Annotated in this window: 20 protein-coding genes, 1 tRNA gene and 2 pseudogenes; 8 read left to right on the top strand and 15 right to left on the bottom strand. The window is 72.8% G+C overall.

The genetic code is table 11. From position 1 onward, the window contains the following. The coding region (locus tag ACSNOD_RS03775; RefSeq protein WP_436765265.1) for a serine/threonine-protein kinase at nucleotides 1–1,113 on the bottom strand (1,113 nt) is incomplete at its 3' end. 200 nt (nucleotides 1,114–1,313) lie between these two features. Further along, a complete protein-coding gene (locus ACSNOD_RS03770) occupies nucleotides 1,314–1,862 on the bottom strand; it encodes a helix-turn-helix domain-containing protein (RefSeq protein WP_436765264.1) in 549 nt (182 codons plus the stop codon). A gap of 156 nt (nucleotides 1,863–2,018) precedes the next feature. Here ACSNOD_RS03770 and ACSNOD_RS03765 point away from each other — a divergent pair. From ACSNOD_RS03765 to ACSNOD_RS03755, 3 genes are all read left to right on the top strand, one after another. Then, nucleotides 2,019–2,091, top strand: a tRNA-Ala gene (locus tag ACSNOD_RS03765). 113 nt (nucleotides 2,092–2,204) lie between these two features. Continuing rightward, nucleotides 2,205–2,471, top strand: a complete 267-nt coding sequence (locus ACSNOD_RS03760) for a hypothetical protein (protein ID WP_436765263.1) — start codon at nucleotides 2,205–2,207, stop codon at nucleotides 2,469–2,471. Next, entirely contained in the window at nucleotides 2,468–2,854 is a 387-nt protein-coding gene (locus tag ACSNOD_RS03755; RefSeq protein ID WP_436765262.1) for a hypothetical protein, read from the top strand. Before ACSNOD_RS03760 ends, ACSNOD_RS03755 begins: the two co-directional genes overlap by 4 nt. A 231-nt stretch (nucleotides 2,855–3,085) precedes the next feature. Here ACSNOD_RS03755 and ACSNOD_RS03750 read toward each other — a convergent pair whose 3' ends face one another. Then, entirely contained in the window at nucleotides 3,086–3,367 is a 282-nt protein-coding gene (locus ACSNOD_RS03750; RefSeq protein ID WP_436765261.1) for a hypothetical protein, read from the bottom strand. A 284-nt stretch (nucleotides 3,368–3,651) separates the two neighbouring features. Between ACSNOD_RS03750 and ACSNOD_RS03745 the strand changes: the two genes are divergently transcribed. Together ACSNOD_RS03745 and ACSNOD_RS03740 are read left to right on the top strand one after the other, a co-directional pair. Beyond that, the gene (locus tag ACSNOD_RS03745; RefSeq protein ID WP_436765260.1) at nucleotides 3,652–3,936 is read left to right on the top strand and encodes a hypothetical protein; all 285 of its coding nucleotides are present in this window, start codon (nucleotides 3,652–3,654) and stop codon (nucleotides 3,934–3,936) included. Between the two features lie 225 nt (nucleotides 3,937–4,161). Continuing rightward, nucleotides 4,162–4,443: a hypothetical protein gene (locus ACSNOD_RS03740; protein WP_436765259.1), complete on the top strand. Its 282-nt coding sequence runs from the start codon at nucleotides 4,162–4,164 to the stop codon at nucleotides 4,441–4,443. A 279-nt stretch (nucleotides 4,444–4,722) separates the two neighbouring features. Here the strand turns inward: ACSNOD_RS03740 and ACSNOD_RS03735 are convergent, their stop codons facing one another. The 8 genes from ACSNOD_RS03735 to ACSNOD_RS03700 form a co-directional block, all read right to left on the bottom strand. Next, nucleotides 4,723–4,986, bottom strand: coding sequence for a hypothetical protein (locus ACSNOD_RS03735; RefSeq protein WP_436765258.1), 264 nt, complete (start codon nucleotides 4,984–4,986; stop codon nucleotides 4,723–4,725). A 147-nt stretch (nucleotides 4,987–5,133) separates the two neighbouring features. Then, a complete protein-coding gene (locus ACSNOD_RS03730; RefSeq protein WP_436765271.1) occupies nucleotides 5,134–5,886 on the bottom strand; it encodes a hypothetical protein in 753 nt (250 codons plus the stop codon). Between the two features lie 119 nt (nucleotides 5,887–6,005). Further along, nucleotides 6,006–6,485 (bottom strand): hypothetical protein, encoded by a 480-nt coding sequence (locus ACSNOD_RS03725; RefSeq protein ID WP_436765257.1) that lies wholly within the window; start codon nucleotides 6,483–6,485, stop codon nucleotides 6,006–6,008. A 10-nt stretch (nucleotides 6,486–6,495) separates the two neighbouring features. Continuing rightward, nucleotides 6,496–8,724 carry a glycoside hydrolase domain-containing protein gene (locus tag ACSNOD_RS03720; RefSeq protein WP_436765256.1) on the bottom strand — a complete coding sequence of 743 codons (2,229 nt, stop codon included), beginning with the start codon at nucleotides 8,722–8,724 and terminating at the stop codon, nucleotides 6,496–6,498. Between the two features lie 325 nt (nucleotides 8,725–9,049). Next, on the bottom strand, nucleotides 9,050–10,348 hold the full coding sequence (locus ACSNOD_RS03715) for a beta-ketoacyl-[acyl-carrier-protein] synthase family protein (RefSeq protein WP_436765255.1): 1,299 nt from the start codon (nucleotides 10,346–10,348) through the stop codon (nucleotides 9,050–9,052). After that, nucleotides 10,345–10,674, bottom strand: a complete 330-nt coding sequence (locus ACSNOD_RS03710) for an acyl carrier protein (RefSeq protein ID WP_436765254.1) — start codon at nucleotides 10,672–10,674, stop codon at nucleotides 10,345–10,347. The genes ACSNOD_RS03715 and ACSNOD_RS03710 overlap by 4 nt, the downstream gene beginning before the upstream one ends. 149 nt (nucleotides 10,675–10,823) lie before the next feature. After that, entirely contained in the window at nucleotides 10,824–13,451 is a 2,628-nt protein-coding gene (locus ACSNOD_RS03705; RefSeq protein WP_436765270.1) for an aminotransferase class III-fold pyridoxal phosphate-dependent enzyme, read from the bottom strand. Nucleotides 13,452–13,529: 78 nt separating this feature from the next. Beyond that, a complete protein-coding gene (locus tag ACSNOD_RS03700; protein ID WP_436765253.1) occupies nucleotides 13,530–15,884 on the bottom strand; it encodes a hypothetical protein in 2,355 nt (784 codons plus the stop codon). Between the two features lie 856 nt (nucleotides 15,885–16,740). Between ACSNOD_RS03700 and ACSNOD_RS03695 the strand changes: the two genes are divergently transcribed. After that, nucleotides 16,741–17,820, top strand: coding sequence for a saccharopine dehydrogenase NADP-binding domain-containing protein (locus tag ACSNOD_RS03695; protein WP_436765252.1), 1,080 nt, complete (start codon nucleotides 16,741–16,743; stop codon nucleotides 17,818–17,820). Between the two features lie 53 nt (nucleotides 17,821–17,873). On the opposite strand, the gene ACSNOD_RS03690 is transcribed toward ACSNOD_RS03695, so the two are convergent. After that, the gene (locus ACSNOD_RS03690) at nucleotides 17,874–20,216 is read right to left on the bottom strand and encodes an MMPL family transporter (protein WP_436765251.1); all 2,343 of its coding nucleotides are present in this window, start codon (nucleotides 20,214–20,216) and stop codon (nucleotides 17,874–17,876) included. Nucleotides 20,217–20,339: 123 nt separating this feature from the next. Here ACSNOD_RS03690 and ACSNOD_RS03685 point away from each other — a divergent pair, with 123 nt between their 5' ends. Further along, nucleotides 20,340–20,975 carry a TetR/AcrR family transcriptional regulator gene (locus tag ACSNOD_RS03685; protein ID WP_436765250.1) on the top strand — a complete coding sequence of 212 codons (636 nt, stop codon included), beginning with the start codon at nucleotides 20,340–20,342 and terminating at the stop codon, nucleotides 20,973–20,975. Here the strand turns inward: ACSNOD_RS03685 and ACSNOD_RS03680 are convergent. Both ACSNOD_RS03680 and ACSNOD_RS03675 read right to left on the bottom strand, forming a co-directional pair. Continuing rightward, the gene (locus tag ACSNOD_RS03680) at nucleotides 20,950–21,654 is read right to left on the bottom strand and encodes a GNAT family N-acetyltransferase (RefSeq protein ID WP_436765249.1); all 705 of its coding nucleotides are present in this window, start codon (nucleotides 21,652–21,654) and stop codon (nucleotides 20,950–20,952) included. The genes ACSNOD_RS03685 and ACSNOD_RS03680 overlap by 26 nt on opposite strands. 257 nt (nucleotides 21,655–21,911) lie before the next feature. Next, a pseudogene (locus ACSNOD_RS03675) lies at nucleotides 21,912–22,241 on the bottom strand (ArsR/SmtB family transcription factor); the annotation flags it as partial. Here ACSNOD_RS03675 and ACSNOD_RS03670 point away from each other — a divergent pair. Next, nucleotides 22,240–23,778 (top strand): annotated as a pseudogene (locus ACSNOD_RS03670) (MFS transporter); the annotation flags it as partial. The pseudogenes ACSNOD_RS03675 and ACSNOD_RS03670 sit on opposite strands and share 2 nt — an antisense overlap. Here ACSNOD_RS03670 and ACSNOD_RS03665 read toward each other — a convergent pair. Continuing rightward, a complete protein-coding gene (locus tag ACSNOD_RS03665; RefSeq protein WP_436765269.1) occupies nucleotides 23,778–24,665 on the bottom strand; it encodes an ATP-grasp domain-containing protein in 888 nt (295 codons plus the stop codon). The pseudogene ACSNOD_RS03670 and the gene ACSNOD_RS03665 sit on opposite strands and share 1 nt — an antisense overlap. Between the last annotated feature and the right edge of the window lie 27 nt (nucleotides 24,666–24,692).

The following is a 24,692-nucleotide window of genomic DNA, read 5'->3' as shown; positions in this document are numbered from 1 at the left end:
GGCCGGGGCCGCTGTCGGAACGGCCGTCGGGGGCGGAGCCGCCGTCGGGGCAGAGGCCGGTGTGGGGACGACCGTAGGGGCCGGAGCCGGGGCCGGTGGGGCCGGCGGCTGGGCCGGCTGCCTCGGGAGCGGGGGCGCGAGCTGGAAGCTGCCCGTGGCGGACAGCGACGGCCGCTGCGGGGCGCCGGCGCTCGGCACGCCGTATGGGCCCGGAGCGCCCCCGCCGGGGGCGCCCAGGGGGCCGTCAGGACCGAAGCCCGGGGGCAGCGGGCCGAGATGGTCGAAGACCTCCACCCGCTCCTGCTCCGCGCTGCCCTCCGGCAGCAGCTCCGCCGCCGCGGCGAGCGCCTTGCGCGCGCCCGTGGCCGTACGGAACCGGGCCTGCGGGTCCGGCTGGAGCAGGGTCGCCAGCACCTGCCACAGCGGCTCCGGCACCTCGGGCGGCGCACTCGGTACGCCGTGCGCCACGAAGTGCTCCACGAGCTCCTGGGAGTCGGGTTTGCGACCGGTCAGCAGATAAAGAGCGACGAGCCCGACCGCGTACAGATCTGCGGGGAAGTCCGGCTCGGCGCCCAGCATCTGCTCGGGGGCGAAGTAGCCGGGCGTACCCACGATGTAGTGGGTCTCGGTGAGCCGGGGCTCACCCTTCCGCATGGATATGCCGAAGTCGGAGAGGCGCAGATGCGGTCGCCCGGTGCCGGTGGCCTCCAGCAGGATGTTGGCCGGCTTGATGTCGCGGTGGACCACGCCCTCGGCGTGCACCGCCGTCAGACCGGACAGCAGCTGGTCGAGCAGGGTGTGGACGAAGCGGGGCGGCAGGGGCCCGTAGTCCCCGATGAGATGGGCCAGCGAGCCGCCGCTCACCAGGTCCATGGTGAACAGCACCTTGTCGTCGTCGGCGGCCCAGCTGGCCGGGGCGAGCACATGCGGGTGGTCGATCCGCAGGGCCTGCTCGCGGACGAAGCGGAGCAGGGTGTGCGCGTCGCTCTGCAACAGCACCTTGGCGGCCACGTAGCGGCGCCGCCGGTGGTCCCAGGAGCGCCAGACGGCGCCCGCTCCGCCGCGCCCGATCGGATCGATCAGCTCGTACCGGCCCGCGAAGACCTCACCCATGGCGCTCGTCCGCCCCCTGCCCCGTTGTGCCGTGCTCGTACTCGTACTCGTGGTGCCGTGCTTGTGGTGCCGTGCTCGTGCTGTGCTCGTGCTGTGCCGAAGGCCGTACGCGCGCGGGCTGTTGTCTCGATACGGGCCGCGGCGCGGGTGCTCGGACGGCCCTCGTGCGCCGCGGCCCTGGTGCGTCGGCCCGCCGGGCCTCAGCCCTGGTGCGCCTCGTAGTGCGCGACGGCGTCCGCGGTGCGCCCCGCGCCGTACACCCGCAGGAACTCCGCCAGTTCGGGCTGACTGGGGGCGAGCAGATCGGCGGCCTCGATGATGTCGCCGGCCGCGGCGACGGACCGCAGCAGCGACTGGATCTCCCGCACGACCCTCCGTACGGTGGGCGCGCCCGTGCTCGACGAGGACTGGGTGGTGGAGTTCAGTACGGAGCCGCCGGAGGACCGCTTGATCTCCTCCATGCGCTCGGCGGCCTCCGCGGCGCTCACACTGCCGTCCGCCACCTGGCCGGCGAGCTCCTGGAGCGCCTGGACCCGCTGCACCACGGCAGGGTTGCCGATCTTCGCCCGCTGGCCGCTCATGAGCTGGGACAGCATGGGAGCGGAGAGCCCGAGGACGGCGGCGAGCCGCGCCTGATTGAGCCCGAGGTCGTCGATCAGCCGGCGGAAGAGCGCTCCCAGAGGCTCGCCGTACCAGCTCCGTTGCAGCTCCCGGGCCCGGGCGGTGGCTTCCTGCTGTGTTGCGTCCATGACGACTCCCCTTCGCTGCTGCGAACCTCGCGCGCCATCCTACGGAGAGTGATGGGCTATAGGGACCCCCAACCTTTTGCGACAGCCCCCGGGGGAACCGGTACTCTGGTCTGCGGCAGTCCCGGCGAAGAAGATCGCCGGCACGAGCCCACCCTCGGGGCCTTAGCTCAGTTGGTAGAGCGCTGTCTTTGCATGGCAGATGTCAGGGGTTCGACTCCCCTAGGCTCCACAAGACCAGACCCCCTGGCCTGCGGAAACGCGGCCAGGGGGTCTTTTTGTGCCGGTTTCCACGCTGCTCGGCCCGGTGCGGACAGGGCGTATACAGGGCTGTATACTCGACCCATGTCCGATGCCATGATCCGTGTGCCCGCCGAGGTGCGAGACCGCCTGGCGGTCATCGCGGAGTCGCGGGGAACGTCGATTCGTTCGCTGGTGCAGGAGTTCGCGGAGACGACGCTGACCGATGAGGAGCGGCGCGAGCGGGCGGAGCGGACGCGGTCCTACCTCGCGGAGCACTTCGGGGTCGAGGTGAGCGACGAGGAGAGCGCGGCAATGGGTCGCAGGCTTCGGGAAGCCTACGCGCAGCCTTCGCGGGACGCCGCCGCGTGATCCAGCACCATCTCGTGCTGGACACGCCGACCATGCTGGCGCTGGCGGGGAACCGGCAGGTGTCGGCGCTGGTGCATCGGGCTCACTTCGAGCCGGAGACCAGGCTGTGGGCGCCGGTTCTGTCGGTCCTGGAGGCGGATGCAGAGCATCCGGGGATGGCCGAGCACATTGGCCAGCTCGACGTCATCCACGCCGTCGACCTCGACTACTCGGACGTGCTCGCGATCGCGGAACTGCGTCGGGACGGGGTGCCGGCGGGCATCGCTGCGGCGATTCACGCGGCGCGACACCTGCCGGAGTGGGGAACGGACGGGCTGGTCGCCACCGTCGCCCCGAAGGCGTACGAGGGGCATGACGTCCCCGTCCTCGACCTCAACCGTTGATCGGTCGTTTCCGGCCCGCCGGTGCGCCTTCCGCGGGGCTCCCGCAATGGCACGTGGCCCCACCCTTGGAGGTGGGGCCACGTGGGGCTGGCCGGGTGCCATGTGCCGGCCCGGTCCAGGCCGTGCGGCTGGTGCCTGGACTCGTCCCATAGGGGCGGGAACCTCCCGCCCCGGTTGCTTTTCTTCCGTGTCAGGCAGAGAAGAAACGCATACGGATTCGCCGGGAGCGGATCAGTTGTGAACGGTGCCCAGGAGCGGCAGCGCGGGGGCCGACGAGCTGTCGTGGACCTTGGACTTCTTACGGATCTGGTTGCACTGGAACGTACGCGCCTCGTCCAGGACCTCGATCGTCAGGATGTCGATGTCCTGGAGGGTCGGGCAGAGGTCGCGGATGAGCTCGAAATTCTGCGAGTAGTGGCCGTGCACCTCGTCGTTGGCCGCTGCGGGACTGACGGCCATACCCGTCGCCGCAAGAGTCAGCATCGACCCGGCCAGTACCTTCTTGGCGTTCATTTGCTGATCGCTCCCTCGTAGAGGACATAGCACCCCATGCGGGTGCGGACATCGGACCTAACTCTTCATCGGCTCCGAGGTTGCGCCACAGAAGAACGGTTCACCCGGTTGTCGCCCCGCACCGCCTGCCATTTGGCCGCACCGGAACCTTCATAAAGCCATACCGGGTGCGGTAACCGAGTGATTGTGAGCCTTCTGGAGGAACCCGGGAAGGAGCGGCCCGTTCTTGTTGGTGCTGGCGCACTCACCGGGAGATGCCCACAGACGCAAGGAAGGTCCACACCATGGGTGTGAAGAAGCTTGTCGCCGGTTCCATGCTGACGCTGACCGCTACCGGCATGACCGTGACGCCGGCTATGGCCAACGACGAGGCCCACGGCCACTACTCGCAGAACATCGAAATCATTCGGGACATCTGCCCGACCATCCAGGACATCGACATCCTCACCATCGAGGTCCTGGACGAGGCCCGCACCTTCCAGTGCAACGAGATCCGCGAGAAGTCGAAGGTCAGTGACGACTCCGGCGCTCCGGCGCTGCCGCTCCTCGGCCAGGTGGTGCGCCGGTAGAACTCCCTCATCGAGGGGATGGGCCCCGAGCCGGCGATCACCGCCGCTCGGGGCCCATCGGCTTTTCCGCTCCATTTCTCCGGACGTATCCGGGGAAATGTGTTGCTGCAAAGGGGTGAACGCGTATTTCCGATCGAAACCAAGGCGGCGGGCCCGAAGTTAGAGAAACCGTCGACGCTCACCACTAAGCGTCGCAGCTACCGGACGCAAGGAAGGCGCTTTCCCGTGAACCGAAAGAAGATTCTCGCCGGCTCGATGCTGACGCTGGCCGCTACCGGCATGACGGCCACGCCGGCTATGGCCAACGATGAGGTGCACGGTCACTACTCGCAGAACATCGAGATCATCCGCGATGTTTGCCCGACCATCCAGGACGTCGACATCCTCACCATCGAGCTCCTGGACCAGGCTCGTGCGTTCCAGTGCAACGAGATCCGCGAGAAGTCGAAGGTCAGTGACGACTCGGGCGCTCCGGCGCTGCCCATCCTCGGCGCGGTCATCGACTGAGTCCCGTCGCTCCGGCGGTAGATGAGGCACTACGGCGAACGCCGGGGCCGCTGTCCCATTCAGCGGCCCCGGCGTTCCGCTTTTCCGCGGGCTTTTCCGTGGCCCACGGAACGCCGTTCACCGACGGACCCGGGACCTCACCCGTCGACGTTCCCGAACGGCACAGGCCCCGCACGGCACACGCCCCGCACGGCACAAGCCCGGAACGGCACAAGCCCCACGACACAATGAGAGACCCCTGCCCTAAGGGCAGGGGTCTCATCACGTGGCCGCGATCGTTCAGCGCTTGCCGTAGTGCTTGCCGGTGCCGTAGTGCTTCCCGGCGAGGAACGCGCCGTGGTGGCCGGCGCCGCTGTAGATGCCGGTGCCCGAGGCGGTTCTGAGGTCCTGGTGCTTGCCACCGCCCCAGGCGGCGCCGGCGATGTAGCCGCGCTCCTTGTAGCCGCGCTCCTTGTGGTCGCAGGCGTGGGCGGCGGTGGAGGCGGCACCGACCGCCATGAACGCCGCGACGGCAGCCGCGCAGGCAAGGCTCTTCTTGAACATGTTCTTCTCCCGAGTCGTACGCCGTGCCTCCCCGTACGTGGGGAGGCATCTGCGGCGATCGTCTCCCGCGCCCCCTGCGGGCGACGTCAACGGCGTACGCGTCTCACTCTTTCGAGAGTGCTCCTGTGGCCCGTTTGGTTGTGGTTGTTACGCCGCAGGGGACTGGCGCGATCGCAGCGACTTCGCCGCCTCGCGGCGCTCGGGGGACGTGATGTCGACGGGGGTGCCGGCGCCGTGGGCGGGGCTCTCGGACCAGGCGCGCAGGGTGGCCGCCACCGTCGCCAGGCGGGCGTCGCCGGGCTTGACGTCGATGGAGAACAGGGCCTCGTCCGGCTTGCGGTCGTCGCCGCCCCAGCGCACGACGCCCCGGAGTTCGGCGAGGATGTCGCGGATCACCACCAGCTGGAGCGGGGTGAAGCCGCCGCGGGCGCCGGAGGGGTAGTGGCCGGGGCGGATCTGCACGGCCGTGCCGGACGCCTGGTTGGACTCCGGCAGACCCTTGCGCACGGTGCCCGGGGAGCGCCAGCCGACCACGTCGCCCCGGCGGAGCTCCTCCACCTCGTAGTGGAAACGGCGGATGACATGGACGAGGACGGTCTCGACATCGCCCATGCGCACCGCGACGCCGGCCAGCGGGGTGCCGGGCACGGGGCGGGTGAAGATCGAGCCGCCGTCGTCGGCGACCCGCTCCATCTCCCAGCCGTTGTGCGAGGGCGTGCCGGTCAGCACGCGCTTCTGGCGCTCCTGGGCCCGCCGTACGGCCTCTCTGACCTCCGCCGGAATCGGGTCCTGACCGGCCGCGTGCGCCCGGCCGGTCAGGAACTGGGAGGCGGGGAGCGAGACGGCGATCGCCGCACCGGTGATCACGGCGGCGCGGGCGAGCACCGTACGGCGGGACAGGTGTGAGGCGCGCGGGGCTTCCGAGGCGCCGGGGGCCTGCGAGGCGCCCGGGGTCTGCGAGCCCTGCGCGAGGGACGGGCCCTGCGCGGCGGACGGGTTCTGCGGAGTCTGCGACGTGTTCAACTGGAGCTCTCTTTCCTGAGATGTGCCCGGGTGCGGTACTCCGATGCGAGGCCCGCGAGGACGCCGAGCGCGACGGCGGCCAGCGCCAGCCCCACCCAGGCGGGGTTGACGTAGCCGGGGACGGCGGTGGTGGCGTGGAGGACGTCGCCGTCCGCCCGGCAGCCGAGGCGCGGGGGGAGGTACGAGACCTCGTAGCCGTCGACGGCCGCCGCCCGCTCCGGCCCCAGCGCGGCCCGGCACGCCTGGGCGAGCATGGACTCGTCCATGACCAGGTGGCCGGCGCCCCACACGTACACGGCGGCCGACGCCGCGGCGGCGAGGCCGGCGAGGCCGCGGAGCACGGGCCCCGCCCCGGAGCGCCGGACGCCGTGCCGGGCGAGGGTGGAGCAGCCGTACACCGCGAACGCGCCGGCGACGGCCAGCCCGATCAGGGGGACCAGCAGGGTCAGGAGGACGTTCGGCCCGCTGTTGCTCATCGGGCCGCGCTCACAGGTTGCGGACGATGCCGTTGTACTTCTCGAAGGTGTGGTAGAGCGCCATCCGCTTGCCGGCGTGCTCCTCCGCCTCGTTGCCCCAGCCCTGGTAGCGGCGGAGCACCTCGAAGACCTCCAGCTCGGTGTAGTCCAGGCGCATGGACCGCAGGGTGGTCTCGCCCGCGGGCGGGTTGCTGCCACCGGGCTTGCCGGCCGCGCCCCACAGGTGGATCAGCGCCACGGTCCGGACCGCGTGCGCGTGGTCCTTGTTGACCTTCTGCCACATGGTCCAGATGTCGGCGTCCTTGGCCGGGTCGAGCTTCGTGCCGGAGACGTGGCCCTTGTCGATGCAGTGGTTCCAGGCGCGGATGCCGACCTCGCCGCTGATCTGCGCGATGCCCGTGGACGAGTCGCGCTTCGGCGTCATGCCGCCGCCGACGCCGGTGTGGTAGTACGCCACCGCGTGGTCGACGGCCTGGTCGACGAGGTCGTAGTGGCGCATCTCCCAGTACGTGGAGGTCTGGATGAGGGCCTTCCGCATGGCGTACTGGTTCGACAGCTGGGTGATGAGCTGGTCCTGGGCGAGGACCGTCTCGAAGCACTGGGTGTGGGTGAAGATCCGGTTGCCGCCGTCGTTCGGGAAGCCGATCGACTGCATGTACTTGCCGATGTCGTCGTGCAGGGCGTTCAGGAAGCGGCCGTCGAAGCGCACGTCGGGGACCATGCCGCGCGGCTTGTTGAAAGAGTTCTCGCCGATGTCCCGCCCGGAGGCGATGTTGTTGTCGATCTCGATCGCCCCGTCGCCGGAGCCGACCCAGCGGGTGACGATCTGGTCGTAGGCCCAGTCGGCGGGCAGCGGGTAGCCGTAGTTGCCGGAGAACCCGGAGGACATGTCGGAGACGAAGCTGGCCGTGGAGTGCCCGGCCTCGCCGACGCGGGTGCAGACGTTGCGGGGGCCGTAGACCCCGATGCGATACGGGTTCCCGGAATTCGCCATCGCGTCCTGGATGCCCTTGAAGTGGGGCAGGACGTTATTGGTTATCTCATGGTCCAGGGCGTCGAAGTCGACGGCGAAGAAGATGCGCGCGCCGTTCTTGAATCCGTGGTCCTGGGCGGCGTTGACGGCGGCCAGGCCGGCGGCGTTTCCCGCGGCGTAGCCGAAGTCCGAGGCGTCGCGGCCGTAGGTCTGGTAAATCGGGAAGCAGCGCAGCCCGTTCTCGGCGATGACCTGGAGCTCGCCGGGCTGAATGGCCTTTTCCGGCAGCTTGGTGGCGCTGGGGTTGGTGAGATAGCGGCCGACGTAGGTGATGCCCTCCGCCTTCAGGGCCTTGGCGCGCGCCGGGGTGATCTTGGTGACGCCGTCGCAGGCCTCGCCCTTGCGCGACTGATCGCCGTAGGAGACGAGGAGGGAGGCCCACGTCTGGAAGTCGCCGTTGCCGGTCACCGGGAGCTTGGTGAACGACTGGAAGGCGCGTACGGCGTCGGCGACCTCGCCGTTGAAGGTGCCGGCGAAGGAGATGGGCCGCTTGTTGAGAATCATGGCCGCGGAGAACAGGGACACCCAGGTGCCGCGCGACTGGAGGTAGAGGGTGTGCTCGCGCAGGCCCGCCTGGGTCCCGGGGCCGAACACGCCGTTCGCGGTGCCGTCGGCCATGCCCAGCTCGTACTGGATCGCCAGCAGCATGGACTTGGAGACATCGCGGGAATTGTGGCCGTCGCACGGGATGATGGCGAAGTCCCGGCGGTTCACATAGCGGCCGTTGAGCCAGCGCTGCACCTCGCGAATGCTCTCCGCGCCGCCGTTGACGGTGACATAGGCGTCCATGTTGAGCAGACCCTTGAAGACCTTGGGCGTCAGATCGCCGCCGGGAAAGGCGAGATCGACGCCCATGTCCCGCTTCAGGGCGCTGATCGAGGACGCCACGCGGGAGTTGTACTTCCCGTCGATGTCGCCGCCGTCGTAGCCCTTGCAGTACAGGGCCGACTGAATGATCATGCAGAAATTGGCCGACGGCACGGTGGAGGCGTTGAGCTTCGGGAATTTGGTGGTCAGCGCGGCGAGCGTGCCGGGGCCGAAGCTGTTCGACAGCGGGGAGATGCCCAGCTCGTACTGGAGCGCACGGGTCAGGGCGTACATGGTGTCCCAGCCCGTTTTCCCGTTCTCGTCCACCTTCATGCCGATGGCGGCGCCATAGGTGGTGTTCACGAATCGCTGTGCGCGTCTTACCTGCTCATCGGCCACGGGACATGCCTCTTTCGTTATGTGCTCGCTCGGTGTCGCTCGGTGCGTACGCGGTGCGGGGTGTGCGCGGTGCGCGGTGCTCGCGGTGCGTGGTGCGCGGTGCTCGTACGAGGGCGGGCCGGGCTGCGGTGCTGCGGCCGAGGTACGGCTGCTGAACCCTATGCACTGGGCAAAGGTTCGATAAAGATGCTTTTTTCGGCGCCGATGGCCGGGTGGCGCAAAAACGGCCCGGCGGCCGACGCCTTTGCGCCGACACGCCGGACCGCGTGAACTGGGCCTATACAAAAGGCCGAAGAGAAAAAACGTCGTGAATGCGGACCTCCGGTTATGAGCGGAATGGCTGATTCTCGTAGGCTCCGAAGCGACTGGAGGGACGGGATCGCGTCAGTGGGCGGGCGAGGGCGAGCACTACGTTGTGGCCGCCGAAGGCGAAGGAGTGGGAGAGGACCGCGTCCACCCGTGCCTCCCGGGGCGCGCCCGCGACCACGTCCAGGCCCAGGGCCCGGTCCGGGCTCTCCTGGTTCGCCGTGGGCGGGATCACGTCGTGCGTGAGGGCCTGGACGGCGGCCACCGCCTCGATCGCGCCCGACGCCCCCAGGGTGTGCCCGGTGAGGGACTTGGTGGCCGTGACCGGAACGCGGCCGGCGGCCTCGCCCAGCGCGCGGTGCAGCGCCCGGGCCTCCGCCTCGTCGTTGAAGGTCGTGCCCGTGCCATGGGCGTTGACGTGCGAGACGTCCCCGGGGGCGAGCCCGGCCATGTCCAGCGCCGCCGTGATCGCCCGGGCGGCCCCTGCCCCGTCCGGACGCGGAGCGGTGACGTGGAAGGCGTCCGAGGACCGCCCGTAGCCGAGGAACTCGGCGAGCGGCACGGCGCCCCGGGCGGCCGCGTGGCCGGCCTCCTCCAGGACCAGGACCGCCGCGCCCTCTCCGAGGACGAAGCCGTCCCGGTCGGCAGCGAAGGGGCGGCCGGCCCGCTCCGGCTCGTCGTTGCGAGTCGACAGTGCCCGGATCTTGGCGAACCCGGCCACCATCGGCCCCACGAGCGGCGCCTCGGTGCCTCCGGCCAGGACGACGTCGGCCTCGCCGGTGACGATCATCTGGTGGGCCGCGACCAGGGAGTCCGCGCCCGAGGCACAGGCGCTCACGGAGGCGACGCAGGGGCCGGTGAGCCCATACCGGATGCCGATCCAGGCCGCGGAGCTGTTGACCATCGACGCGGGGATGAAGCGGGCGGACGGCCCCGAGCGGCCGCCGCTGTCGTAGAGGACACGCAGATTGCGCTCGGTGGTCTCCGAGCCGCCCGCGCCCGAGCCGATGGACACGCCGATCCGGGACGGGTCCTCGGCCGCCAGGTCCAGTCCGCTGTCCACGAGGGCCAGTTCGGCCGCCGCGGCGGCGAGCCGCGTGGTCCGGTCGGTGGCCCGGACCTCCCGCGGGGAGAGCTCCAGCTCCGGCGGCAGGTCGACCTCGGCGGCGATCCGGACCGGCAGCCCGGAGGCGTCGAAGCGGCTGATGGTCCGCACGCCGCCGCGGCCCTCCAGCTGGCCGGCGTGGAACCGTTTGGCCCCCACGCCCACGGCGGTCACCGGGCCGAGCCCGGTCACGACGACCCGGCGCTCCCTCACGCGGCCGCCTCGGCGTCGCCCCGGCCGGCCGCGTCCGCTCCGGCCCGGTCCGCGGTGCCCGTCCCGGCGGCGGGGTCCTCGCCGGCGCCGGCGCCCCGCTCCTCCAGGTAGGACACCACGTCCGCCAGCGACTTCAGCCGCTCTGCGGCGCTGTCGCTCACCTCCACCTGGAGCTCCCCCTCCATGAGGGAGACCAGTTCCACCATGTCGAGCGAGTCGAGCTCCAGATCCTCCTTGAAGCGGGCCTGCGGGGTGATCTCCTCGGGAAGCAGGCCGAGCCGGTCCACCAGATAGTTCACGATCTGCTGCTGAAGAACGGTGCTCACCGTGGTGTCCTTCCAGGGTCGGTCGAGACGGTCGATGCGGTTGATGCGGGCGCCGTGTTCGTCGCGGTCGCCGCGGTCGGGTCGAAGAAGTCGTGGAAGCCGTGGGAAGCCATGGGAAGCGATGCCGGGCCCGGGCCCGTACGGCGTGCTCACGAGGCCGCCGGCCGCCAGGCCCCCAGGTCCGCGTGGAGCGCCAGCCCCGCGCAGACGGCGGCGACACTGTCGGCGAAGCGGTCCGCCTCCGCCGTCTCCAGCACGAGCGGCGGCTGAATCCTCAGCACCCGGTTCTGGTTGGCGGTGACGAAGGTGAGTATCCGGTGGTCGCGGGCGAGGCTGCCGACGAAGCGCAGGCACATCAGGTCGCCGAGGGTGGTTTCCAGCGTCCGGCCGGCGTGGGACAGCGCGCCGCGCAGGTCGTCGGGCAGCCAGTCCACCAGCGCGCGGAGATCGCCGGGAAAGCGGGTGAGCACCTCCTCGGAGAAGGCCGCGGCCGCGCCCGAGAAGTCGCCGTCGAACTCGACGGCGGTCATCAGCCCGACGCCCCGCACCTCCTTGACGAAGCCGTACGGGGCCGTGACCTCGCGCAGCCGGGCGCGCAGGTGCTCCCCGACCTTGCGGGCGTGCTCCGGGAGGTTCCGCCCGGTCAGCACGTCCAGCGTGGCCAGCCCCGCGACGGCCGCGAAGTTGCCGCCGCCGAACGTCGAGGAGTGCAGCATGGCGCGGTCGGAGCTGCCGTACGCCGCGTCCCACAGCTCCGACCGGCACAGCGTGGCCCCGATCGGCACCAGCCCGCCGGAGAGCGATTTGGCCAGGCACAGGATGTCGGGCTCCAGGCCGTCGTGGTCGGCGGCGAACAGCGCCCCGGTGCGGCCCAGCCCGGTCTGGATCTCGTCCAGGACGAACGCCGCCCCCGCCCGCCGGCACAGCTCCCGCGCGGCCCGCAGATAGCCCTCCGGGGGCAGGACGACCCCGCCCTCGCCCTGCACCGGCTCCACGATGAACGCGGCGGCGCCCGTGATCTCCCGCTCCAGGGCCGACAGATCCCCGTACGGGACCGCCGCCGTGTCCGGGAGCAGGGGCGCGAACCGGGCGCGGTGCCCCTGCCGGCCGGTCACCGACAGCGCGCCCAGCGTCTTGCCGTGGTAGCTGTTCTCGGCGTACACGAGCCGGGTGCGGCCGGTGCCGGCGCGGGCCAGCTTGAGCGCCGCCTCCACCGCCTCCGTGCCGGAGTTGCTGAAGAAGACCCGCTCCAGCCGGCCGGGGGAGACGGCGCTGAGCCGCTCGGCGAGCTCGGCGGCCCGCGTCGGCATGGAGACGTACTGGACGAAGGTGGGCGTGCCGGCGTCGAGGAACGCGCGCAGCCGGGCGGTGACCTCGGGGTGGTTGTGGCCGAGGTTGAGGCATCCGTAGCCGGCCACGAAGTCGAGGTACTCGGTGCCGTCGGCCGTGGTCAGCGTGGTGCCGCGGCCGCCGGTGAACACCCGGTCCAGGCCGTGGGCGGCGAACAGCCGGGCCATCGGCGGGTTGATGTGCCGGGCGAAGCGGCGCGGGGTGAGGCCGGTCTCGGCTGTCGGTGACGCGCCGGCCCCGGCGGCGAGCGGCTCCCCGGACCCGGCGCCCTCGGCGTCGACCGGCTCACCGGCCCCGGCGGCGAGCGATGCGCCGGCCGGGCCGCCGGAACCGCTGCCCGCCGCGGTCCGCCGCCCCCGGTGGTATCCGCTCAGCCGCTCGATGTCCGCTTCGGCCAGCACGCGCCCGTACGACGCCGGCGGCGTGGGAAGGAAGCCGTGGCGGGCGGCCAGCGCGCCGATGGTGCGCACCCGCTCCAGGTCCAGTTCCCGCCCGAGCGAGAACGACTCGGCGCGGCCCTCCAGGGCGAGCACGATCGTCTCCGCGAGGCAGCCGTTGAGCTGCTGGGCCGGGCTCGGCAGCGTGCCGTCGCCGATCCGCACCCCGGCCACGGCGCTCACCAGGCCGCCGTCGATCACCACGACGTCGCTGCCGGGCCGCGGCGGGCCGGTGACGTCGCGCGGCAGCGCCACGTCGATCACCACCGAGCCCGGCCGCAGCGCCTCCGGGTCGATCACACCGCCCACCGAGGAGGCGGTGACGAACAGCAGGGTGCCCGCCGCGCAGTCGGCGACGTCGTCGACGAGCCGCACCCGCTCGCGGTGGTCCGGGTCGAGATGGCGCAGCAGCCCCTCGGTGGAGCGGGCGGCGCGCCGGCACACCAGGTCGAGCGCGAAGCCGTCGGCCAGCAGCAGCCGGGCGACGGCCAGCCCGATGGAGCCGGGGTAGCCGACGACGGCGACCCGGGTCCGCTCGGGCACCAGGTCGAGCAGCCGCACGGCGTGCCACAACTCCTGGTGGGCGGCGTACACCGTCAGGGAGTTGCCGCTGGTGACCGGCACCCCGACGCGCCCGGCCGTCCAGACGCCGCGGTCGCCGACGATAGAGGTGGCTCCGCCCAGGCCCACGAGCCGGGCGCTCGCCTCCTCGCGCAGCGCGGTGACCTCCTCGACGACGAGATGGCGCGCGGTGGTGGGGCGTCGCAGCAACTGCTCGGCGGTGTAGGGAAGCTGGCGCACCTCTCCGGTGCACACGGCGCCGGTGAGCGAGGTGACCGAGGACAGCAGGGGTACGGGGACGTGGTGGCGGGTGGTCGGGGGCGGCGTGGCGCCCCGGTGGTCGTCGTACAGGCGGGTCAGCAGGTCGAGGCCGCGGACCTGATTGCGGTGCCCGGGGCTGATCGGATGGGCGAGGAAGCCGAAGGTCACGGACAACAGAAGGACTCCGTTCGGGACGGACGTGAGGAGACGCGGTGGGGCGGTGGGGCGGCGGCACGGTGGCGCGGCTCAGCCGCCCCCGGGGGCTTCCCGGTGCGCGTGGGCCATGGCGAAGGTCAGCTCGGGCAGTTCGTCGCGCTGCCAGCCGAGCGAGGACAGCAGGCTCAGCCCGTCGCCCTCGTTGTTGTGGGAGAGCGGGACCGAGCAGATCGTGACGGTGGACCCCTCCCGCAGCCAGCCGCGCAGATCGGCGCGCCCCGCGTCGGTGAGATGGCGGTGCCGCACGGTGAGCGGGCCGTGGACGCGGGTCCACTCCGGCTCCAGGAGGTGCAGCACCTGTGTCTGCCGGCTGGCCTCCGCCCCCGTACGGCCCTCGTGGTACGTGCGGATGACGGAGTGGCCGCCGTCGATCAGCCGGAAGACGGTCACATTGCGGCGCAGCGGCCGGCCGTGCAGCGCGGACTGCTGGATCAGCGTGGGCAGGATGTCGGGCACCAGGGCGGACGCGCCGTCCCCGACGAAGGCGAGGACGTTGTCGTCGCGGGTGAGCGCGAGGGCGGGGACGGCCTGCAGCGCGTCGCCCATCAGCGCCCTGCCGTACCAGCCGGAGAACCCGGGGCCGGTCCTGGGCAGGTTGCGGATGGCGGACAGGCCGCCGCGGCCGACGTCGAACACCCCGGTATAGGTGTAACCGTCGGCGGTGATGAGCTCGTCCAGGACGTCGTGGAGCCGGCGGAAGAAGTAGTTGGCGCTCATCGGCAGCACCGGCAGCCGGTGCAGGACGTCCGAGACGCTGTCCCGGGCCCGCACGATGGCCTCCCGGCGGCCCGCGAGCACCCGCGGGTCGACGTCCAGGCCCTCCCGTACGGCCCTGAGGAACGCGAGCGCGTCGGCGTGCACGGGGTGGTCGGCGAACGGGGCCAGGTGCTCCCGCTCGTGGGTGATCTGCACGATGCGCAGCCGGCGGGCGAGCACCCGGGGCGAGAACGGTGTGGCGGCCTCGCCGATCCGGCTCTTGAGGAAGAACAGCGCCTGCTCGGTGCGGGGGCGCAGCCGGCCGCCCTCGTGCAGATAGGAGTGGACCCGGGCGGAGAAGGCGTACATGCCCAGCGTGCCGAGGTACTCCGGGACCACCGAACCGCGGCGGTGGCGGGCGACGGTGCCCGGCCGGGTCAGCGAGTCGGCCAGGCCGATGCCGGCCCGTGCGGCGATGTCGTGGACCAGGTCGGACTCCTCGGCGCCGAGGTGGCCGCACTGCCAGAGCAGCCGTGCGGGCTCGTTGTTGACGAGCCGGCGCACGGGCTCCAAGGCGCTCTCGGTTACCTGGACGGGGGTGTGGCGGGGCCGGACGTCCTCGGGCCGGTTGAGCGCTGCCGCGCCGCCCGCTGCCGCGCCGCCCGTCGCCGCCTCGCCCCTCGCTGCCTCGGCCGCCGTGCCGATCGCCGTGTCGAGCACGGCCGGCGTGGCGAGCAGCACGACGGGACCGCGCCCGGCGTGGTAGGCGGCGTACGCCTCCTTGAGGCCTTCCGCGAGGCGGCCGGGGTCGTCGAGGTGGACGCACGGGACGCCCCGGGCGGCGAACACGGCGCGGGCGTCCTCGGCGGCGTGCGTGGTGCCCTGGAAGGGGAACCAGGCGTTCGACGGCGTCTCGGCGCACAGGATGAAGCCGCGGGCCCGTGCGTCCCGCAGGTTGGCCAGCGTGCCGCGGAACTCGTCGACCATGCCGCTGGTGACGACGATCAGGAACGGTGCCCCGTCCAGTTGCCAGCGGGCCAGCGCGCCGCAGGCCAGGCTGTGTTCGCTGGGGCCGCGCAGCACCGGGTTGCCGGAGGCGGTGGCCAACCGGTCGAGGTCGGCGATGGTGCCGGAGACCACCGAGCCGGTGTAGTAGTGCAACCCCCACCGGTCGCCGCCGGGTTGCCGGCCGAGGAAGGCGTGCAGCGCGGCGGCGAGCACCGAGCGGCCGGTCCGGGTGGCGGCGCGCAGGGCGGAGCCGCCGTGTCGCAGTTGGACGTGGTCGGTGAACGCGCAGATGACGTCGGCGGAGAGCACCCAGTCGTCGGCCGGCAGCCGGCGCACGGAGAAGGGGCGGGCCACCAGCACCTGTACGGCGTCGGGCGTGGGGTGCGCGGCCGACGCGGGGTCGGTGTAGGCGAGGGTGCCGTGGGCGGAGAGCGTGACCCTCAGGGGCTCGGGAAGCTCCTCCGCGAGAGCGGCGAGGGCCTCCGGGAGCGAGCGGTCGAAGGGGTCGGCGCTCAGCCCGGCCCCCTCCACGTCGACGAGCACCAGCGGCACGGAGGCGCCCGCGTCCGGTGGCGGCAGGGCGCGCACGGCACGTCCGGCGGCCCGGGCGGTGTCCGCGGTGACGAGGTGGACGACGGCCGCCGGGAGCGCCCGGTCGAGAAAGCGCAAAGACTTCCCCAAAATCTGCGCATAGCTTTCCCGGGGGCCGGCCGGATTCTTTTCGCCGGCCCCTTCGAGATCTCCTTCAACAGGCCCTTCGAAATCCCCCACGAGGTGTCGCGACGAGCCGTTCGTCAGGTCGGCGAGCGCGCGGGCAACCGCCGCGTGGAAGGCGGGGTGCTTGCCGATGGAAAGAATGATGAAATGGTGATCCGGGCCTTGTGGAGCGTGGGCGGGCACGGTGTGTCGCCTCCGTTCTACCGGATAGGTAAAATGCCATGAAAAGCCTTTCGAGCGTGCCGCGGCGGACCTGCGAAGGCGAAGCGTGAAAACGCCTGGAACGCCGCGGAGAGCGCGTCGGGGCATGGCGGGTCCGACGCGTGGCGCTCATGGAAAGGGTGGCTCGGCCAATGGTCCGCCTGGGGTGCCGCGCTGTGCGCACAACGGTGGGCGCACGCGTCTGGGCTGCGGATTCACAACAAATGGCCGGCATTCGGCCGATGGCCGAGAAGCGTCCGCCGGGTGCCCCGGCGGGTGAAAGCGTGTGATCTAGTCGATGCTGTGGTGCATATGTCCCCCGTTGGTCACCCGTGCGTCCCCCGTGATCGGTCCATGCTTTTCGGGCGTGGTCCTGCGCACCCTGGTTCATCGCCATCATTCAGGGTTGGTCGCGGCCCAGTCAAGAAAAAATTGGCACCCGGCGGGTGACGAGGGTCACGCATGCGCCGTTTTAAGCCGTCGTAATCGTGTCGTCGAATCGCGCCGTCGAATGATCGATTTACGTGCCGGTAGCGCGGAATTAATCGATCCATGATTGATTCGCCTGGCGTACCGGCCGCTTTATTGTTCTCATGGGGTCATGAAGGAGTTAACAGAAGTGAGCGAGCCGCGCGGGGGCCGGGTGCTGGTCCTCGGCGGATACGGCGCCGTGGGCCGGCACACCGCCCGCGCGCTGGCCGAACGGCTGCCCGGAAAGGTGGTCGTGGCCGGCCGGGACGGCGGGCGGGCCGCGCGGCTGGCCGCCGACAGCGGCGGGGCGCTGCTGGCGGCACGGGTCGATCTCGGCGATCCGGCGTCACTGCGCCGGGCGCTGGAGGGGGTGTCCCTCGTGATCCTCGCGGTGGAGCCGCGCACCCCCGAGGAGCACCCGGCCGGGCTGCTGTTCGACCACGGCGTCGACCTGGTCGACGTCACGGCCACCCACCGGATGGTCGCGGAGGTGGAGGGGCACGACGGCCGGGCGCGGGCCCGGGGGGCCGCCGCGGTGCTCAGCGTCGGGGTCGCCCCGGGGCTGACCAATCTCCTGGCCCGCCGGGTGCATGACGACCTCGGTGGCGCCGACCGCATCGACCTCTCCGTGCTGCTGGGCACCGGGGAGGCCCACGGCCGGGACGCGGTGCGCTGGACCGTGGGCCGGCTGGCCGACGTGGGAGCGGGGCCGGACCGCCCGCTGCGGATCGGCATGGGCCCCGTCCGGGGCCCGCGCACCCTGCACCCGTTCCCCTTCTCCGACCAGTACACGCTGCGCCGCACCCTCGGCGTGCCCCGGGTCACCACCCGGCTGGGGCTGGACTCCGGCCCGCTCACCGGCCTGCTCTTCGGGCTGCGCCGGGCCGGTGCGTTCGCGGCCGCGCGGTCGGCTGGGCTGGAGGACGCCCTCGTCGCCGGCTTCGGCCGATTCCACACCGGCGGGGAGGAGTTCGTGGTCCGGGCCGACGCCCACCACCGCGGCCGGCACGCCGCGCGGGCCCTGACCGCGAGTTCTCAGTCCCGCTTCACGGGCCTGGTGGCGGCCGAGGTGGCGGCTCGGGTGTACGGGGGCGGGCTGCCCGCCGGGGTGCACCACATCGAGGAGTCCGACGTGTTCGCCGACCTCCCGGAGGTGCTCGCCAAGGGCGGCCTGCGATCCTGGACCGTCGCGGCCGGAGCGCCGGCCCGCACCGCGCCCGCCGGGTGACCCGAGCCCGGCCCGGGGCCCCGTACGGCACCCGGGCCGGGCAGCGCACCGGATCAACGGACGGCCCCCCGCTGCCCCGCCTCGCGCGAGCCCTCCTCGTACGGGCCCTCCTCGTGCGGGCCCGCCCCGCCCGAGCCCTGCTCGTACGGGTCGCCTGCGAACGGACCTGCCCCGCCCCGCCGTTCGGCGGCCTTCTCCAGGGTCACCCCCACCGTCCCCCCGGAGGCCCGCAGCCGCGCGGCGAGCCGCTCGCCCTCCATGTCCACGTCGGGCACGACCCGGTCCAGGGAGCGCGGGAACCACCACGCAGCCCGCCCCAGCAGCGCCATCACCGCCGGCACCAGCGTCATCCTGACGACGAACGCGTCGATGATCACGCCCACCGCCAGCGCGAAGCCGATGGGCTGCACGATCGGGTCCGGGCCGAAGGCGAAGCCCGCGAAGACCGAGATCATGATCAGGGCGGCCGCCGTCACCACGCGCGCGCCGTTGCTGAAGCCGGTGATCACCGCCTGCTTCGGCTTCGCGCCCCGGGCGCTCTCCTCCTTCATCCGGGAGACCAGGAAGAGCTCGTAGTCCATGGCCAGGCCGAAGAGCACGCCGATCAGCAGGATCGGCAGGAAGCTCACCACCGGCCCCACCTTCGGCACCGGGACGATGTCGGTGAGCCAGCCCCACTGGTAGACGGCGACCACCGCGCCGGTGGAGGCGGCGATGCTCAGCAGGAAGCCGGCGACGGCCTTGAGGGGCACCAGCAGCGAGCGGAAGGCGAGCGCCAGCAGCAGCAGCGAGATCCCGACGATCACGGCGACGAACGGCGGCAGCGCCTCGCCGAGCTTCCGCGACACATCGATGTTGGCCGCCGTGGTGCCGGTGACCGTGAGGTCCACCCCGGACGCCGCGAGCTCCCCGCGCTGGTCCCTGATGTCCGCCACCAGATCCTCGGTCGCCCGCGAGTCGGGCCCGCCGGCCGGAATGACGGGGATCGCCGCGAGCGTGCCGCTCCTGTCGAACGAGGGTGGCAGCAGGGTGGCGACCCCGGGCAGCCGGCCCAGCCGGTCCGCGACCTGCCGCACGGCCTGCCCGGCCTGTTCGGGTCCCGCCTCGGCGGCGTCGGCCACGGCCACCAGCGGACCGTTGAAACCCGCCCCGAACCCCTCGCTGACCAGGTCGTACGCCCTGCGCGCGGTGGTGCTTTCGGCGTACGAGCCATTGCCGGGCAGCCCCAGCCGCAGATCCTTGGCGGGCACGGCCACCGCGCCGATGCCCACCAGGCACACGAGCAGCGCGATCACCGGGCGCCGGACCACCTGGCGCACCCAGCGCTCGCCCATCGCCGGCCCGCCCCGCGCGCGCCGGGCCCCGCGCCGCCCCGGCCCCAGCCCCGGCACGCGCAGCCGGTCGACCGAGCGGCCGGCCAGGCCGAGCAGCGCGGGCAGCAGGGTGACGGCGACCAGCATGGCGATGATCACCGCTCCGGCGGCGGAGAGCCCCATCACGGTGAGGAACGGCACCCCGGCCACGGCCAGCCCGGCCAGCGCCACCACCACGGTCGTACCGGCGAAGATCACCGCGCTGCCGGCGGTGCCGTTCGCCCGTGCGGCGGCCTCCCGCGGCTCCATTCCCTGGGCGAGGTTCTGCCGGTGCCGGGAGACGATGAACAGCGCGTAGTCGATGCCGACCGCCATCCCGATCATCAGTGCGAGCACGGGCGCGGTGGAGATGATGTCGTACGCGCCGGTGAGCGCGAGCAGCCCGGCCATGCCGACGCCGACCCCGACGAGGGCGGTGGCCATGGAGAGCCCGGCGGCCACCAGCGATCCGAAGGTGATCAGCAGCACGAGCACGGCGACGCCGACGCCGATGGCCTCCCCGCCCTCCACTTCCACGGTCGGGGTGTAGGCGTCGCCACCGAACTCGACCTGCAGGCCGGCCGCGCGGGCGGTGCCGCCGGCCTCGCGCACGGCGTCCCGCGGCCCCTCCCCGAGGTCGGTCAGCTTCTCGTCGAAGACGACCTGGGCGAAGGCGATCCGGCCGTCCTCGGAGACCGCCCCGGCGCCGAACGGCTCGACGACCGCGACGACGCCCTTCGCCCCGCTGATGGCCGCGGCGGCGGACTCGATCGCCGCCCGCCGCTCGGGGGTGGCCACCTGCTCGCCGGCCGGCGCGGCGAACACCACCTGGGCGGAGGCGTTGGCGTACTCCGGCAGCCGGTCCGCGATGCGGTCCAGCGTGGTCTGGGCCTCGGTGCCCGGCACCCGGAACTCGTCGGTGGTCTTCCCGGCGAAGGCCGCCGCGGCCCCGCCCACCGCGATCAGCAGCACGAGCCAGACGGCCAGCACCGTCCCGCGGCGCCGGTGGCACCACCGGGCCAGTCGATAGAGAAGTACGGCCATCAGGGTGCCTCCCGTGGGCGCCAGCTGTCTCCGACCCTCCCCATGCTTGACTTGGTCGACTGACAAAGTCAAGTGATTCGGTCGCTTGAGAAAGCCGCTCGACCGAGTCGATACTCTGGTGCCATGGCCCATGTCCCCGCCGCCGAGCGGCGCCCCCAACTCGTCCAGGCGGCAATCGAGCTGATGGCCCGCGAGGGGGTCGACGCCGGGAGCACCCGCGCCATCGCGGCCGAGCTGGGCGTCGCCCAGGCGACGGTGCACTACACCTTCGGCACCAAGCGCGATCTGTACCGGGCCGTCATCGAGCAGCTGACCTTCGAGCTGGTGGAGCGGGTACGGGGGGCGGCCCCGGCCGGCGGCGACTTCGAGGAGTCGCTGCGGCTGATGGCCCGGGCGCTGTGGCGGGGGCTGCGTGAACAGCCGGGGCGGTACCTCCTGTTCATCGAGCTCACCACGTACGCGCTGCGCAACCCCGAGCTGACCGAGGTGCTCCGCCGCCATCAGCGCGATCTGGAGGCGACGGCGGCGGGGCTGATCGCGGAGGTCGCCGAGCGGGCCGAACGGCCGCTGGCCACGGAGCCGCCGGCCCTCGCCCGCTTCTTTCTGGAGGGCTTCGACGGGCTGGCGCTGCGCCACCTGGTGACCGGGGACGACGTCTCCGCGACGGATCTGGAGCGGCTGATCTGGGCGACGCTCGTGCTGGCGGGGGCGACGTCTCCGATCGGCGATCCCGTCAGTACTCCCGCACCAGGAGCTTGAGGCCGGGGCAGCCGAACAGCGAGGCGAACCGCCGGCCGCGGTACTCGGCGCGCACCTCGAAGCCGTTGCGCTCCCAGGCGCGTTGGGCGCGGGCATTGCCGTCCAGGCAGAGGATCTGCGCGTGTTCGTGCCCGCGCCGCCGCCCCAGCTCCAGGGCGTGGGCGAACAGGGCGTCGGTGACGCCCGTGCCCCGGTGCCGGGGGGCGACGGCCACGTTCTCGATGCCCCAGGAGTCGGGGTAGTCAGCCGGCACGCAGGACTGGAAGACGCGCCGGCGCTCGCCGACGCGCTCGGCCGCGGTGAGTTCGGAGCGGGTGTCGGACCGGCGGCCGGCTGAGGCGCGGTCGCCGCCGGCCGCGGCCAGTTCGGCGTACTGCTCGACGAGCGCGGCGTTGCCCTCGGTCGCCGGGTCGAACGCGGTGAGCGCGCCCGCCCGCTCGCCGGCCACCTCGGCCACCCAGAAGCGGGACAGATGGCACCAGTGCGGCCGGGGCGAGCGGGCGAGTGCGCGCAGGACCCCGCGGACCCGGTCCGGCGGCTCGTCGAGCAGCACCTCCCAGCATCCGCGGCTCAGATGGGAGCGGGCCGCCGTCTCCATGGTCCGGACGAGGAAGTCGAGGTCGCCCTCGTCGGCTCGGCGCACCGTGACGACCGGGGGCGGGGCTGTGCGACCACGCATGGGACACCTCCGGGACCGGACTGTACGGGAGGTGGTCGCCCGACCATGTCACCCGAACAAGCCAGCGTGCGGCGCCCCGGGGCCGCCGCGCGGCTTTCGGGCCGCGGGGCGGACGGCGGGCTGCGGCCGGGACACCCGGGGTGTCCGGGCTACGGCCGGGGTCCCGGGGTGCCGCCGGCCTCCACCGTGGGGTGCGGCGCGGAGCCCGCCGGGGGGCTCGCCGCCGGCGCGGGCGAGGGCTCGGGCGCCGGCTCGGACAGGACCAGGGTCAGCAGCCCCGGGAAGCGGGCGTCGAACTCCTCGCGGCGGAGGCGGTTGTAGCGCTTCGCGCCGCGGTCGCGCTGCTCGATCAGGCCCGCGGCGCGCAGCACCGCGAAGTGGTGGCTGAGGGCCGCCTTGCGCACCGGTACGTCGAAGGTGCCGCACGCCCGCTCCCAGTCGCCCGCCGCCGCGATCTCGCGGATGAGCGTCTGGCGCACGGGGTCGGAGAGCGCGGCCAGCGCGCTCGTCAGGGTCACATCCCGCGGGTGCGTGTGCTCCGGCGGCGTGCGGTGCCGCGGCGGCGCGGCGGCCGGGCGCGTGGTCATGACGGACTCCCCGCTCTCCCTTGTTGAGTGTTCGATCATTTGCGTACACTCCTCGGTGTTCGCCTTACGTCGAACAGTCTATGTGGACCCGGGGAGACCCATGCCTCCGTACGAACCCTCCGCCCCTCGCCGCCTGCCGACCCTGCTGGCCGCCTGTCTCGGCTTCGTCGTCGTGATCCTCGATGTCAGCGTGGTCAATGTGGCGACCGACGCGCTCGGCCGGGAGTTCGGTGGCAGCCTCACCGGGCTCGAGTGGGTGATCAACGGCTATACGCTCACCTTCGCCGCCTTCCTGCTCACCGCCGGCGCGCTCGGTGACCGGTTCGACCCCCGCCGGGTCTTCGTGGCCGGATTCGCGCTCTTCGCCCTCGCCTCGCTGGCCTGTGGCGCGGCCACCGGGCTCCCGCCGCTGATCGCCGCGCGGATCGCCCAGGGGGTGGGGGCCGCGCTGATCGTGCCGGCCTCGCTCTCGATCGTGAACAGCGCCTTTCCGGACGCGGTCGAGCGCACCCGCGCGGTGAGCCTGTGGGCCGCCGCGGGCGGCGCCTCCCTCGCGCTCGGCCCGGTGGTGGGCGGCGTGCTGATCTCGCAGTTCGGCTGGCGCTCGATCTTCCTGGTCAATGTGCCGATCGCCGTCGCCGGCATCTGGCTCACCCGGGCCGGTGCGCCGCGCACGGCAGCGGCTCGTACGGGTTCGGGCGCGCCCGCGGCTCGTACGGGTTCCGGCGCGCCGGCCGCTCGTACGACTCCGGGCGTCGGCGCCCCCGCCGCGCCCCGCCGCTCCCTCGACGTGCCCGGTCAGGTGCTCGCCGTCGTGGGCCTGGGCGCGCTGACGGCCGCCGTCATCGAGGCCAACGGCCTCGGCTGGACCTCCCCGTTGGTCCTCGGCTGCCTGGCCGTCTTCGCGCTCGCCCTGGCCGGCTTCGTCCTCGTGGAGCGGCGGGGCAGCGACCCGATGCTGCCGCTGGCGCTCTTCCGCCGCCGGGCCTTCGGCTGCACCGCGCTCATCGGGCTGACGCTCAACTTCTCCTTCTACGGCCTGATCTTCGTCCTCAGCCTCTACTTCCAGCAGATACGCGGCTACTCACCGCTCGCCACCGGACTCGCCTTCCTGCCCATGACCGCGACCATCATGGCCGCCAATCTCGCCGCCGGTCCCCTGGCACGGCGCTTCGGCGCGCGGGCGGTGCTGATCGGGGGTCACCTGCTGGCCGCCGCCGGCTATCTCGTCATGCTGGCGGCCGTCGGCTCCGGGTCGTATCCGCTGCTCGTCGCCCCGTTGCTGGCCATCGGCGGCGGGCTGGGACTGGTGGTGCCGGCCATGACCAACGCGCTGCTGGGCGCGGTCGACCCCGCGCACGCCGGGATCGGCTCGGGCGTGCTGAACGCCTCGCGGCAGGTCGGCGGGCTGCTCGGGGTGGCGGTCATGGGCCTGCTGGTCGGCGGGTCGTTCCTGCCGGGGCTGCGCACGGCGCTCCTGCTGGCCGGGGTGCTGCTGGCGGTCGGCGCGCTGCTGAGCGCGCGGGGCGTCGGGCGTCAGCCGAGCGCGGCCCGGCCGGTGCCGGCCGCCCCGGCGGCCTCGGACCTCGCGGCCACCCCGGCTGCCGCCGCCCCTGCAACCCCCGCCGCCGCCGTACGCAGTGTCAGCGCGGCCAGTGCCTCCGGCGCGCCGGACTGACCCCGGATGCCCGGGAACGCGTTGATGTCGACGATCAGCGGGGTGCCGGCCGGGTCCAGGACGTCGACGCCGTAGACGTCGAGGGCGAAGACCTCGCCCACCCGGTGGACGAGGTCCACCAGCGCGGCGGGCAGCTCGTCCAGCGGTACGGTCCGGGCTGGCCCGGGGGCGCCCGAGGCCGTCGCCAGCTCCGAGCGGCGCTCCGCGGCGAACACGCGCTCCCCGACGGCCCACAGCTTGAGGTCCCAGCCGTTGTTGGGGACGAAGTCCTGGACGACCACGGGCTCGTCGGGCCACGCCGCCAGCAGCGGGCGCAGCGCGGCCGGGCCGTCGACGCGGGCGACCAGGTCACCGCGCCGGCTGTGCCGGCTCTTCACCACCACCGGTCGCCGCACGGGCACCGCCGCGCAGTCCGTCAGCGTGGCGAAGGTCTCCGTCGCCGCGAAGGGCAGCCCGGCCGCGCGGGCGACCTCGGCCATGGCCGTGCGGTCCTGGCACAGCTCGGTGGCCGCCGCCGAGTTGAGCACGGGCACGCCCCGCCGCTCCAGCCGGCGGGCGAGCGCCAGGGCGCGCGGCGTACGGGCCTTGAGCAGGCAGACGTCCGGCGGCGGGCCGTCGTCCATAAGGGCCGTGAGGTGCTCGTCGGCCGCCGTCGGGTCCAGCCACCGCACCGTGTGGCGCGCGGCCAGCAGTTCGGTGGTGGCCGCCAGCAGCGGGTGGTCCGGCTTCGGCGTCAGCAGACAGATTTTCGCGCCGCCCGACCCCGACCCCGA

This window comes from Streptomyces sp. URMC 123, assembly GCF_051386515.1.
Taxonomy (GTDB): domain Bacteria; phylum Actinomycetota; class Actinomycetes; order Streptomycetales; family Streptomycetaceae; genus Streptomyces.
This window is presented reverse-complemented; position numbering and strand designations above follow the sequence as displayed.

Excerpts from the sequence above, each read along its gene's own strand:
- ACSNOD_RS03725 (WP_436765257.1), bottom strand. The coding sequence starts at position 6,485 with ATGAGCAACAGCGGGCCGAACGTCCTCCTGACCCTGCTGGTCCCCCTG.
- ACSNOD_RS03750 (WP_436765261.1), bottom strand. The coding sequence starts at position 3,367 with ATGAACGCCAAGAAGGTACTGGCCGGGTCGATGCTGACTCTTGCGGCG.
- ACSNOD_RS03690 (WP_436765251.1), bottom strand. The coding sequence starts at position 20,216 with ATGGCCGTACTTCTCTATCGACTGGCCCGGTGGTGCCACCGGCGCCGC.
- ACSNOD_RS03685 (WP_436765250.1), top strand. The coding sequence starts at position 20,340 with ATGGCCCATGTCCCCGCCGCCGAGCGGCGCCCCCAACTCGTCCAGGCG.
- ACSNOD_RS03680 (WP_436765249.1), bottom strand. The coding sequence starts at position 21,654 with ATGCGTGGTCGCACAGCCCCGCCCCCGGTCGTCACGGTGCGCCGAGCC.
- ACSNOD_RS03760 (WP_436765263.1), top strand. The coding sequence starts at position 2,205 with ATGTCCGATGCCATGATCCGTGTGCCCGCCGAGGTGCGAGACCGCCTG.
- ACSNOD_RS03770 (WP_436765264.1), bottom strand. The coding sequence starts at position 1,862 with ATGGACGCAACACAGCAGGAAGCCACCGCCCGGGCCCGGGAGCTGCAA.
- ACSNOD_RS03745 (WP_436765260.1), top strand. The coding sequence starts at position 3,652 with ATGGGTGTGAAGAAGCTTGTCGCCGGTTCCATGCTGACGCTGACCGCT.
- ACSNOD_RS03735 (WP_436765258.1), bottom strand. The coding sequence starts at position 4,986 with ATGTTCAAGAAGAGCCTTGCCTGCGCGGCTGCCGTCGCGGCGTTCATG.